9 protein-coding genes and 1 pseudogene are annotated in these 11,805 nt (G+C 71.3%); 5 read left to right on the top strand and 5 right to left on the bottom strand.

What is annotated here, in order from left to right; all coding sequences use genetic code 11:
• The first annotated feature begins 156 nt into the window (after positions 1-156).
• Positions 157-525 (top strand): SAV_915 family protein, encoded by a 369-nt coding sequence (locus ACFVZH_RS28795; protein WP_384901716.1) that lies wholly within the window; start codon positions 157-159, stop codon positions 523-525.
• A 47-nt stretch (positions 526-572) separates the two neighbouring features.
• Here ACFVZH_RS28795 and ACFVZH_RS28790 read toward each other — a convergent pair whose 3' ends face one another.
• Entirely contained in the window at positions 573-2,528 is a 1,956-nt protein-coding gene (locus ACFVZH_RS28790; RefSeq protein WP_384901714.1) for an amino acid transporter, read from the bottom strand.
• A 314-nt stretch (positions 2,529-2,842) separates the two neighbouring features.
• Between ACFVZH_RS28790 and ACFVZH_RS28785 the strand changes: the two genes are divergently transcribed.
• Positions 2,843-4,681 (top strand): APC family permease, encoded by a 1,839-nt coding sequence (locus ACFVZH_RS28785; RefSeq protein WP_384901712.1) that lies wholly within the window; start codon positions 2,843-2,845, stop codon positions 4,679-4,681.
• Between the two features lie 179 nt (positions 4,682-4,860).
• A complete protein-coding gene (locus tag ACFVZH_RS28780; RefSeq protein ID WP_384901711.1) occupies positions 4,861-5,619 on the top strand; it encodes a DUF4118 domain-containing protein in 759 nt (252 codons plus the stop codon).
• Here the strand turns inward: ACFVZH_RS28780 and ACFVZH_RS28775 are convergent.
• From ACFVZH_RS28775 to kdpB, 4 genes and pseudogenes are all read right to left on the bottom strand, one after another.
• On the bottom strand, positions 5,597-6,133 hold the full coding sequence (locus tag ACFVZH_RS28775; RefSeq protein WP_384901709.1) for a hypothetical protein: 537 nt from the start codon (positions 6,131-6,133) through the stop codon (positions 5,597-5,599). The genes ACFVZH_RS28780 and ACFVZH_RS28775 overlap by 23 nt on opposite strands.
• A 54-nt stretch (positions 6,134-6,187) precedes the next feature.
• Positions 6,188-6,967, bottom strand: coding sequence for a GNAT family N-acetyltransferase (locus ACFVZH_RS28770; RefSeq protein ID WP_384901707.1), 780 nt, complete (start codon positions 6,965-6,967; stop codon positions 6,188-6,190).
• Between the two features lie 78 nt (positions 6,968-7,045).
• Positions 7,046-7,171, bottom strand: a pseudogene (locus ACFVZH_RS28765) (SDR family NAD(P)-dependent oxidoreductase); the annotation flags it as partial.
• A 261-nt stretch (positions 7,172-7,432) separates the two neighbouring features.
• Positions 7,433-9,586 (bottom strand): potassium-transporting ATPase subunit KdpB, encoded by a 2,154-nt coding sequence (gene kdpB, locus ACFVZH_RS28760; RefSeq protein ID WP_384901705.1) that lies wholly within the window; start codon positions 9,584-9,586, stop codon positions 7,433-7,435.
• 1,258 nt (positions 9,587-10,844) lie between these two features.
• Here kdpB and ACFVZH_RS28755 point away from each other — a divergent pair.
• On the top strand, positions 10,845-11,636 hold the full coding sequence (locus ACFVZH_RS28755) for a hypothetical protein (RefSeq protein WP_384901704.1): 792 nt from the start codon (positions 10,845-10,847) through the stop codon (positions 11,634-11,636).
• Positions 11,633-11,722, top strand: a complete 90-nt coding sequence (locus ACFVZH_RS28750) for a potassium-transporting ATPase subunit F (protein WP_384901702.1) — start codon at positions 11,633-11,635, stop codon at positions 11,720-11,722. The genes ACFVZH_RS28755 and ACFVZH_RS28750 overlap by 4 nt, the downstream gene beginning before the upstream one ends.
• Positions 11,723-11,805 lie beyond the last annotated feature (83 nt).

Raw genomic sequence — 11,805 nt, 5'->3', positions numbered from 1 at the left:
CAGGGATTCGCACGAAGACGACCGGTGACCGTCAAGGTCCCGTCAGGGGCCGGCGAGATGTGTGGGGACCGGGGCATAGCTTCGAAGCCGTGCCGGATCACGCTCACGCGACCGGCAGGTGCATCCATCCGTTCGAGGTTCCTCAAGGAGCGCCTCATGTGCCTCTTCCAGTACGACGACGATCCCGAGCCCGAGGAACCCGACCCGGCCGGGCCCCTGTACGTCCCGGTCCGGCCGGGAACACGCGCGGTGGCGGTCCGCGTCTTCCGCACGCCGCTGGGCAGCCGTACCGCGGTCGGGTTCACCACCGCGGAGAGGCTGACGGCCACGCTCGGCGCGGAGCAGCCTTGGATCCGGCTCTCGGAGGCGGTCCTGCGCTCGCTGGCCGAGCCGCTCGGCGCAGAGCTGCTGACCGTCGACCCGACGCTCACCGCCCCCGCGGTCACCGGTCCCTCGGGCTCCGCCCCGGCGTCGCGGGAGGAGCCGGCCGCCCACGAAACCGGTCAGGCGGCCCGGACCGCCTGACTGCGCCCCGCAAACCGCGACCCGCGCGCCCCACCCCGCGCCCCGCGTCAGCCGACGTGGACGCGGGGGCGGAGGTCCCGGTCCGGCTCCGCTTCGCGCAGGACCTCGCGGGTGACCGGGGCGACCTCGCCCTGGCCGAGGAGGAAGAAGCGGAGGAAGTTGGCGAAGGGGTTGCCCTCGGTCCACTCGAAGTAGACGTGGGGGCGGACGCCCGTCACGTCGCGGGCGTGGAGGAGCAGGGCGGCCAGGGCGTTGGGGATGGAGGAGGACTCGACGGTGAGGACGCGGTAGCGGTCGTGCAGGACCTCACCGCGGACGGTGAGCCCGGCCTCGAACTCGGAGGGGTCGGTGACCGTCACCTCGACGAAGACGAAGTCCTCGGTGGTCGGCAGGTCGTTGTCGGCGCGGATCTGCTCGATCTTCTCGCGGTACTCGGCGATGTCCCGCTTGTCCGGCTCGTTGGCGATGAAGCGCGGGGTGCGACGGGAGATGTCCTGGATGAACCGCTCGGCCATGTCGTCGAGCTCGATGTGGGTGACGCGCAGCTCGAAAGCGCGCCCGAGCCGGGAGAGAAGGGAGATGAGGATGATGCCGGCGATGAAGCAGGCGCCGATCTTGACGCCGTCGGGGCGCTCGATGACGTTGACGACGGTGGTGTAGAGGAAGACGGCGGAGATCACGGCGAAGCCGATGGTCCAGCCGCGCTGTCCGGCCTTGCGGGCGGCGATGGTCACGGCGATGGCGGCCGAGCAGATCAGGACCAGGACACCGGTGGCGTACGCGCCGCCCTGGGCGTCGACGTCGGCGTCGAAGATCCAGGTCACGAGGAAGGCGACGAGGGTGAAGACGATGACCATGGGGCGCACGGCGCGGGCCCAGTGCGGCGCCATGCCGTACTTGGGCAGGTAGCGGGGCATCAGGTTGAGCAGGCCGGCCATGGCGGAGGCGCCGGCGAACCAGAGGATCGCGATCGTCGAGACGTCGTAGATGGTGCCGAAGGTGTTGCCCAGGTACTCGTGGGCGAGGTAGGCGAGCGCACGGCCGTTGGCCTGGCCGCCGGACTCGAACTCCTTCTCGGGGATGAGGACGGTGGTGATGAAGCTCGTGCAGATCAGGAAGACGCTCATGATCAGCGCGGCGGTGGTGAGCAGCTTCTTCGTGCCCCGGATGCGTCCGGTGGGGTTCTCCTCGGTGTCGCCCGGATCGCCCTGCACGTGCGGCATGACCGCGACGCCGGTCTCGAAGCCGGACAGACCGAGGGCCAGCTTGGGGAAGACGAGCAGGGCGACCCCGACCATGGCGAAGACGTTGCCGTGTTCGGCGGTCAGGGCGGCGGTCCAGTCGGTGACGACATGGCCCTCGGTGAGGACGTGCCACAGACCGGTGATCACGACGGCCACGTTCAGGGTGAGGTAGATGCCGACGAGGACGACGGCGACGCCGATGGCCTCCAGGAAGCCCTTGAGGAACACCGCGCCGAGCAGTGCGATCAGCACGAGGGTGATGATCATCTGCTTGTTGTGCAGTGCCTCTTCGAGATGGGGGTTCTCGACGAGGTGGGTGGAGGCGTCGGCCGCCGACAGGGTGATGGTGATGAGGAAGTCGGTCGCCGCGAAGCCGAGGAGGGTGAGGACGAAGAGCTTGCCCTTCCAGAAGGACAGCAGCCGCGACAGCATCGCGATCGAACCCTCGCCGCGCGGACTCTCCTCCGCGACCCGCCGGTAGACGGGCAGCGCGCCCGCCAGGGTGACGATCACCAGGACGACCGTCGCGACGGGGGAGAGCAGCCCGGCCGCCAGGGCCGCGATGCCGGGCTGGTAGCCGAGGGTCGAGAAGTAGTCGACACCGGTCAGACACATGACCCGCCACCAGCGCTGACCCTTGTGCCCGGCGTCCGGTGCCGCCTCCACGGGCCGGGAGGGTTTCCCCTTCCCCATGTCGGAGAGGCCCTCCAGCATCCACGCGCGCAATCGTCCGGTGCGCGCGTCCGGTGTGGTGGCCATGGGGTACTCCTGAGCTGCGGCTGGATGTGGGGTATGCGTCCATACGTGCGGACGGCCGGGCCAGCGTAAGCAACGCGTCAACGACTGATCGGAGCGGGCGCGTCAGGAAAGCGTCAAGATGCACCGGTCGGGCTCATCTCCGGCATGCGGTGACCGAACGTGCCGGCGCTGTGTCGACCGGCGGTTCCCGAGCCCTCGTGTCAAAAACGCGTGAAGAGAGCGGTACCCGGCGCAAGGAATGCGCCAGGAAGTGCGGGAACCACGCCGGCCGGGGCACACCCTGAGCGGACCTGAACACGAAGGAGACCACCCGCATGTCCGCTCTGACCACCGAAAACGGGGCCACGCCCGTCGCCGGGGAGCCCCCGGACACCGGTGCGCGCCACAAGCTGACCGCTGTCACCGGACTTGCCGCGCTGTCGCTCGACGCCATGGCGTCGGTGGCGTACGGCCCCGAGGCCATCGTGCTCGTCCTCGCGGCGGCCGGCGGATACGGCCTCGGTTTCACGCTCCCGGTCACGCTGGCCATCGCGGGCCTGCTGGCCGTGCTGGTGGCCTCGTACCGGCAGGTCATCGCGGCCTTCCCGGACGGCGGCGGCTCCTACGCGGTCGCCAAGACGCACCTCGGCCGCCGGACGAGCCTCGTGGCCGCCGGCTCCCTGGTCCTGGACTACGTCCTGAACGTGGCCGTGGCCGTGACGGCCGGCGTCGCCGCCCTCACGTCGGCGTTCCCCGAGCTCTACGGGGACCGCCTGTGGATCTGCCTGGCGGTACTCGTCCTCATCACGGCCGTGAACCTGCGGGGGATCGTCGACTCGGCGCGCGCGTTCCTCCTCCCGACCGCCGTCTTCATCGGCGCGATCCTCGTGCTGATCGTCGTCGGTCTGTTCCGTGACGGCCCGGTGTCCACGGCCGCGTCCGCCGGCCACGCCTCCGTTCTCGCGGACAACGCCACCACCGTCGGCGCGCTGCTCCTGCTGAAGGCATTCGCCTCGGGCTGCTCGGCGCTCACGGGCGTGGAGGCGATAGCGAACGCCGTCCCGTCGTTCCGCGCCCCCGCAGCCCGACGGGCCATGCGCGCCGAGGTCGCCCTCGGCGCACTGCTCGGCGTGATGCTGATCGGCCTGTCCGTACTGATCTCCCGCTTCGGCCTCCAGCCGGTCGAGGGTGTCACCGTACTCGCCCAGCTCGCCGACGCCTCCCTCGGCCACAACTGGGCTTTCTACGTCGTCCAGTTCGCCACCATGGTGCTGCTCGCGCTCTCCGCGAACACCTCCTTCGGCGGCCTGCCCGTCCTGCTGAAGCTCCTGGCCCGCGACAACTACCTGCCGCACGTCTTCGGTCTCAAGGCCGACCGCCAGGTCCACCGCCACGGCGTCGTCTGGCTCGCCGTCGTCTCGGCCGCGCTGCTCGTCTTCTCCGGCGGCGACACCAACACCCTCGTCCCGCTCTTCGCGATCGGCGTCTTCGTCGGCTTCACCATCGCCCAGACCGGCATGGTCCTGCACTGGCGCCGCGAGCGCGGCCCCCGCTGGGCGGCGAAGGCCCTGCTCAACGGTCTCGGCGCGCTCCTCACCGGTATCTCCGCGGTCGTCGTCACGGCCACCAAGTTCCACGACGGTGCCTGGCTGATCGTGATCGCGCTGCCGGTTCTCGTCCTCGCCTTCGAGGCCGTTCACCGGGCGTACGGGAAGATCGGCGAGCGTCTCGGCGTCGGTCGCATCCCGGAGCCCCCGCACCGCGAGCGGTCCCTCGTCCTCGTCCCCGTCTCGTCCCTCACCCGCCTCACCAGTGAGGCGCTGACCGCCGCCGTCTCCCTCGGCGACGAGGTCCGCGCCCTCACCGTCTGCCACCCGGACCCCGAGGACCAGGCGGCCACCGAGGCCCTGGAACGCGACTGGGCCCTGTGGAATCCCGGTGTTCCCCTCGTACGCCTTCCCTCCGAGCGCCGCTCCCTCGGCCGGCCGATCACGGCGTACGTGCGCGACCTGGGGACGGCCGAACCCGGCACTCGGGTCACCGTTCTCATCCCGGAGGCCGAGCCCGAGCGACTCTGGCAGCGCGCCCTGCAGAACCAGCGGGGCGCGGTCGTCGCCCACGCCGTCCGCCGCGACACGAACGCCGTCGTGTGCCGGCTCCGCTTCCGCTGCTGACGACTGTTGCTGACGCCTGCCGCCGCCTGCCACAGCCGCCTACCGCTGACGCTGGCCTCTGACCGTCAGGAATCCGTAAGGGACTCCTCCGCCCGGTGCTCTCCACGCCGCACCGGGCGGAGGCTTGATGTGTCGGGGGCAGAGGGGGCAGAGGGGGACTGGATCCTGCGAGGTGGATCATGAGGATTCCGCTTCGGGACACGGCCGCCGTCGCCGCCGGAGCCCTGGCACCGCTTGCCGCGGCTCTCGTGCTGCTGCCGCTCCGGACGTCCGTCACGCACACCAATCTCGCGCTGCTGCTCGTCGTCGTGGTCGTCGCCGTGTCGGCGCTCGGCAACCGCTTCGCCGGCGCGCTCGCCGCCCTGTCGGCCGCCGCGTGGTTCGACTTCTTCCACACCGAGCCGTACCAGAGCTTCCACATCCAGGACCGTGCCGACGTCGAGACCGCCGTCCTGCTCCTGGCCGTCGGCCTGATCGTCTCCCAACTGGCCGCGCGTGCCCGGACGATGAAGCGGGTGGCGGTCACCGACGCCACGCATCTGGAGCGGCTGCACGGCACCACCCGCCTGGCCCGCTCCGCCACCTCCTCCTCCGACGACGTCGTCCGACGGGTGCGGCAGGAGCTCGTCGAGGTGCTGGAGCTGCGGGCGTGCCGTTTCCAGTACGGCACGCTCATCGGCCGTCCGCCACGGCTCGAACCGGACGGGACGGTGAAGGTGGACGGCTGGATCTGGGACCTGGAGCGGCAGGGCTGGCCGGAGGGCGAGATCGAACTGCGCGCCATCGTCCACGGCCGGTACCAGGGCCGCTTCCTGCTGAGTCCCGAACCCGGCTCCGTACCACCGCCGCTCGAGTCACGCCTGGTCGCCGTAGACCTGGCGGCGCGGGCCGCCGAGGCGCTCGACGACGACAGCGTCAGTGCAGGCCGGAGGTCGTGAAGACCGAGTGGGCGGTGTCCCGTTCGACGCGGCGGGCGAGCCGGTCGAGGTCCCGCACACCGTCCCTGAGGATGCCGTTCTCGTAGGACGTTCTCGCGTCGGTCTCCAGCAGCAGCCAGAGAGGCGGGTTGGCGAGGAGCACACGCAGGTCGATCCGGACCAGGCCACCCTCCGTGTCGGTCAGCACGAGACACCGCTCGATGCCGTGCGGCCAGCGGAGGGTGGCGAGCCGGTCCGTGCGGACGGCCGTCCGGGTCCACAGGGTCCGGACGGTCAGCCGGCCTGGCGCCGCGACGACCCTGGCGGGCAGCAGGACCACGAAGAAGGCGACAGCCAGGGCGATCCACAGCAGCGCCGTAGGCAGGTTCAGGCCGCCGTCGCAGGTGTCCACCGTCAGGGACACGGCCAGCAGGAGGCCGGCGCAGCCGGCGGCGGCCCGGGCCTCGCCGGCCCACGCGCTGTCCTGGACCGTGTGGCCGTCGGGCTCTGACTGCGGGACGAATCGTGGCTCCATGCAACGGACGCTAGAACCGCTACGGAACGCCGCCGGTCCGTCCTGACGCGGTTCCTACGCGGCCTCGCTCGACTTTGACGCGCGGCTGACGGGTCCGGCCACGTGGTGGACGTATTCGTGGGTCAGCCGGAAGCCGGCGGTCCAGGCGAGGAGGCGGCTCGGGCGGTTGTCACGGGAGCAGCTCCAGCCGGCGCGATGGCCGCGGGCCGCGATGTCGGCGGTCAGTCCGGCGACGCAGGCCAGGGCCAGGTTTTGACGGCGTTCGTCAAGCGCGGTGGCGCAGGCGACGTCCTCGTAACGGCTGCCGAGGAACCGCGAGCAGGCCACTGCCAGGACGCGGCCCCTGCGTGTCGCGATCCAGCCGTGTCCCGAGGAGGCGAGGGCGGCGGGCCCGTCCCAGCTCTCGTGGATCCAGGCCATGGCCGGGTCGAGCGCCCTGAGCGCCTGGGTGTCCTCGGGGGAGAGTCTGCGCACGGTCACGCCCCGGGGCACGCGGGGCGCGACGGCTGAGGCGCGGTGGACGTAGAGCATCCGCTCCCACGGGACGAGTTGCTCGAAGGCGGCACCGAGCACGGGGACGAACCGGCCTGGCGTCTCGACGTAGTGCCCGGCGAGTGGGGCCAGTTCGTCCGGAGTGATGGCGCTGGGGTCGCCGGCCAGGAGGGCGTGTCCGCCGCAGGTCACCGCCACGACGCGAGGCTCCTTGGCGCGGTCGGTCCACCACTCGCCGTGGCCGGTGGTGAGGACGTGCTCGGCGAGGGCCCTGGTGCCGGGTGCGCCGGAGAGGAACACACGGGCGGGCGCCGGCGGCTGGTGGGACGCGTGCGGGATCACAGGCACCTCCTGGTGCGGGAAGGACGCGGAAGAGGGGCGGCCCGGGTGCGGGCCGCCCCGGGGGGTTCAGCGGGCGCCGGCCCTGCGGCCGTGGACGAGCACCGTGGCGCCGCGCTCGGCGAGCAGCCGTGCGGTCTGGTAGCCGATGCCCGAGGTGGCGCCGGTCACCAGGACAGTGCGGGAGGAAAGGTCGGATACGGACATGACTGGTCAGTCCCTCAGGGATGAAAGGTGTGTACGGGTACGAAGAAGGGGCGCCGGACAGGGATGTCACGACGCCCCGGAACTCCGGAGTCCTCGGTCAGCGGTGGGCTGAGGTCTCCGGGCAGCGGGACTCACGACGGGGCGCCCTATGAGGCGGCCGGTCGAGCAGGAGCCACGCGCTGTTCATGCTCCCCATCGAAGCGGCACGGGAAGCCCCGGGCAAGCGGGGCGGGGGATCCCTGATGCCGCCCTGACGGAACTTCACCCGAGGCCGGGGATACCGGAGACGAGCAGGTCGATCGCCTTGATGCCGAGGAAGGGGAGAGCGAGGCCGCCGAGCCCGTAGACGGTCAGGTTGCGGCGGAGCAGGTCGTGTGCGGAGGCTGGCCGGTAGCGGACGCCGCGCAGTGCCAGGGGAATCAGGGCCACGATGATCAGGGCGTTGAAGATGATGGCCGAGGTGATGGCCGAGGTCGGGCTGTGCAACCCCATGATGTTGAGCGCCTCCAGGCTCGGGTAGGCGCCGGTGAACATCGCGGGGATGATCGCGAAGTACTTCGCGACGTCGTTGGTGATCGAGAAGGTCGTCAACGCGCCTCGGGTGATGAGGAGTTGCTTGCCGATCTCGACGATCTCGATGAGCTTGGTCGGGTTGGAGTCGAGGTCGACCATGTTGCCGGCCTCCTTCGCGGCCGACGTGCCGGTGTTCATCGCCACGCCGACGTCGGCCTGCGCGAGGGCGGGGGCGTCGTTCGTGCCGTCGCCGGTCATGGCGACGAGTTTTCCGCCCTCCTGCTCCTTCTTGATGAGGGCGAGCTTGTCCTCAGGGGTGGCTTCGGCGAGGTAGTCGTCGACGCCGGCCTCGTGAGCGATGGCGCGCGCGGTCAGCGGGTTGTCGCCGGTGATCATGACCGTACGGATGCCCATGCGGCGCAGCTCCGCGAACCGCTCCTTGATGCCGTCCTTCACCACGTCCTTGAGGTGGACGATGCCGAGGACGCGGGGGCCGTCCCAGTCGTTCACGGCGACCAGGAGCGGGGTGCCGCCGGCCCCCGAGATCCGGTCGCTCCAGGCGCGTGCCTCGCCCGGCACCGTACCGCCGTACATCTCGACCCAGGCGATCACCTGCGCCGACGCGCCCTTGCGGATGTGGCAGGCGGCGCCGTTGTCCCAGCGCAGGTCGATGCCGCTCATCCGGGTCTGGGCGCTGAACTCCACGAACCGGGCGTTCGCGAGCTCGCCCTCGGCCGGGGCCCGCAGTCCGTACCGCTCCTTCGCGAGCACCACCACGGACCGGCCCTCGGGTGTCTCGTCGGCGAGCGAGGCCAGCTGCGCGGCGTTCGCGAGCTGTGCCTCCTCGATCCCCGGCAGCGGGACGAAGTCGGCGGCCTCCCGGTTGCCGAGGGTGATGGTGCCGGTCTTGTCGAGGAGGAGGGTGTTGATGTCACCCGCGGCTTCGACGGCGCGTCCCGACATGGCGAGGACGTTGCGCTGCACGAGCCGGTCCATGCCGGCGATGCCGATCGCGGAGAGCAGCGCGCCGATGGTCGTCGGGATCAGGGTCACGAGCAGGGCGACGAGGACGGTGGTGGAGGGGGCGGCGCCGGCGTACGAGGCCATGGGCTGGATCGCCACGACCACCAGGACGAAGACGACGGTGAGCGCGGCGAGCAGGATGTTCAGCGCGATCTCGTTCGGCGTCTTCTGCCGGGAGGCGCCCTCGACCAGGGCGATCATCCGGTCCATGAAGGAGTGACCGGGCCGTGAGGTGACCCGTACGACGATCCTGTCGGACAGCACCGTCGTACCGCCCGTCACTCCCGTCCGGTCGCCACCGGACTCGCGGATGACCGGAGCGGACTCGCCGGTGACGGCGGACTCGTCGACCGCCGCGACCCCGTCGACGACGTCGCCGTCGGCCGGGATCAGTTCGCCCGCCTCGACGAGCACGAAGTCGAACAGCCGGAGGTCGGTGGCGGCCACGGCCTCCGTCTCGGCCCGGTCGAGGTCCGTGCCGTACCGCCAGTGTCTCAGCCGCAGTGCCACCGTGTCCGTACGCGCCCTGCGCAGCGACTCGGCCTGCGCCTTGCCGCGGCCCTCCGCCACGGCCTCGGCGAGGTTGGCGAAGATCACCGTCAGCCACAGCCAGACGCTGATCACCCAGGTGAACACGGACGGGTTGAAGACCGCCGACAGCGTCGTGAGCACCGAACCGACCCCGACGACGAACAGCACCGGATTGCGCACCAGGTCCCGCGGATGAAGCTTGCGCACGGCCTCCGGGAAGCACTTCACGAGCTGTACGGGATCGAGGAGCCCGCCGTGCGCCGAGCGCCGCCGCTTCGGAGCGGGGGCCGGAAAACGGGGCGGTGGCGGGGGAGCGGAGGGCGCCTGCTGGGGCGCGCGGGAATGCATCGCGGAAGACCTTCTGGATGAGCCCGGCCCCGCCCGATCGGCGCCGACCGGGAGTGCACGGCAGGGCCGTCCTCGTCCGCGCCCCGTGGGCGCACGGGGGATTCCCGCTGGGCGGATCCCCGGCGCCCACAGGACGGCTGCGGACGGACAGCGACGCTCGTGGTACGGGGGCACGGCAGCCGGATGGGAGCGGCAGCCGTGCCCCCGCGGTCCGGGGACGATCAGGCCACTGACGTCCGCGGCCCGGTGAGCGACCGAGAAGAAAGCTAGGCCCGCGGCGAGGCGGAAACGACACCGGAAGGCCCGAATTGACGTCTCTCTGACGGACGTTGGCCCTGGCCGTCAAGGGCCCGTCAAAACGGACCGGAGGACCGTCAGGGGCACGTCAATGCCGTCGGACGGCGGCCGCATCGGACCAAGGAATCCTCGGCACGGGGGATCGGACAACCGTCCGAGGTGTGAGGGTGGGAGGGGTGCGTGGCCACCGCAACCGGTAGCGCGCAAGGTCCGGACACGACGGCCCGGACCGCCACTCCCACACCCACGGCGGTTGTACGACCGGTGGGCCGTTCCGGTCCGCGACCACGAGGGGGTCGCGGGCCGGACGGCACGTCCGGCACCCCCGCCGTGCGGCGCGCGACCCACCGCCTGCACGCGCTTCGGCGCCGCGCCTGGGGCACGCTGCCCGCCAGGCTGCGCTTCCTGCGTGCGGTGCTCCTGCTGCTCACGGCGGCCTGCGCCGGACTGATGACCACGTCCGGGATCGCTGCCTCCGACACCTGGAGTGCCGTCACCGGCCGCCACGCCCCACGCACCGTCAGCGCCGCAGGGCTCAACCTCGCGCTCAACGACATGGACGCCCAGGCCGTCAACTCCCTTCCGGCGAACGGCGACGCGGGCAAGGGCCGGATGACCGTCCCGTACGACAAGGCCATCCAGCTGTACGACGAGGCGCGCGAGGCCGTCAGCCGAGACCTGCGTACCCTCGGCGTCGCGGCGGAGGGCGACGCCGAGGCCGAGCGCACCGTCGAACGCGTCACCGCGGACTTCGCCCGGTACCAGGAGTTCATCGGACGCGCTCTGGAGAGTGACACCCGCATCGGCGGGAAACCGGACGCCGTCGAGAACTCCGCACGGCCAACGGCATGCTCACCCAGCGGCTCCTGCCGGAGGCCCGGACCCTCGTCGACAGCACACCAATGGCCAGTTCGAGGACGCCTACGCCGCCGAACGATCCGACCTGGGCACCCAGGCGGCCTTGCTCCTGGCCCTGGGTGTCGCTCTGCTCGCCGTACTCGCCCTGCTCCAGCGGTACCTCGCCCGCCGCTTCCACCGCATCCTCAACCCCGCCCTGCTCACCGCCACCGCCTGCGCCCTCCTTGCCGTCGTCCTCGGCTCCCAGGCCCTCACTGCCACCTCGGAGCAGCTGCGGGTCGCCCGCCGTGACGCCTTCGACTCGGTCGTCGCCCTCTCCCGCGCCCGCGCGATCGCCTACGACGCCAACGCCGACGAGAGCCGCTACCTCCTCGACCGGGACCACCGCGCCGCCCACGAGGCCGACTTCCTCGCCAAGTCGCAGAGCCTGTACGGGATGAAGGACGCCGACCTCGCCTCGTACGAGTCACGGCTCGCTGAGACGTGGACGGCGTACCGGGAGGACCACGAGGACAAGCGGTTCACCGGCGAGTTCCGGCGCGAGCTGGACAACATCACCTTCCCCGGTGAGCGGGCCGCGGCCGACCGCACCGTCCGCTCCCTCGTCGCCGCAGGCCGGGCACAGGAGGCCGTCGCCTTCGGCATCAGCTGGGAACCGGGGAAGTCCAACGCCCACTTCGGCGCGTGGATGGAGGCCCTCGACGAGGTCACGGCCATCAACAGCCGTTCCTTCGACGCGGCCGAGCGGCTCCGCGTCAGAGATCCGCCAAGAGGCCGTCAGCATGCGGCGGCACCCCGCAAGGGACCCGTCAAAGTGCTCGTACGCGCGCCGCGCACCGGGTTTCCTCACCACGGGACACCTGTAGGGACTCACCAGGGAGTGAAGCGCTCATGAGCGTGGAGAACGTGGTCGGACTGATCGTCGCCGTCAGCATCGTCGGCTGTCTCGTGGCCGCGCTGATCCGTCCGGAGAAGTTCTGAACCTGCCCGCGCCGTCGGGGCCCGTCGACCCGGAAGTCCGTCCGGGGAGGCTCAAGGTCTTCGTCGGTGCCGCCACCGGGGTC

Origin of the sequence: Streptomyces sp. NPDC059534, from assembly GCF_042743475.1 — a bacterium.
Taxonomy (GTDB): Bacteria; Actinomycetota; Actinomycetes; order Streptomycetales; family Streptomycetaceae; genus Streptomyces.
Note: the sequence above shows the minus strand (reverse complement) of the source record. Positions and strands in the feature narration are given on the sequence as shown.

Coding starts and splice junctions, on each gene's coding strand:
- ACFVZH_RS28775 (WP_384901709.1), bottom strand. CDS start 6,133: ATGGAGCCACGATTCGTCCCGCAGTCAGAGCCCGACGGCCACACGGTC.
- ACFVZH_RS28780 (WP_384901711.1), top strand. CDS start 4,861: ATGAGGATTCCGCTTCGGGACACGGCCGCCGTCGCCGCCGGAGCCCTG.
- ACFVZH_RS28785 (WP_384901712.1), top strand. CDS start 2,843: ATGTCCGCTCTGACCACCGAAAACGGGGCCACGCCCGTCGCCGGGGAG.
- kdpB (WP_384901705.1), bottom strand. CDS start 9,586: ATGCATTCCCGCGCGCCCCAGCAGGCGCCCTCCGCTCCCCCGCCACCG.
- ACFVZH_RS28790 (WP_384901714.1), bottom strand. CDS start 2,528: ATGGCCACCACACCGGACGCGCGCACCGGACGATTGCGCGCGTGGATG.
- ACFVZH_RS28750 (WP_384901702.1), top strand. CDS start 11,633: ATGAGCGTGGAGAACGTGGTCGGACTGATCGTCGCCGTCAGCATCGTC.
- ACFVZH_RS28795 (WP_384901716.1), top strand. CDS start 157: ATGTGCCTCTTCCAGTACGACGACGATCCCGAGCCCGAGGAACCCGAC.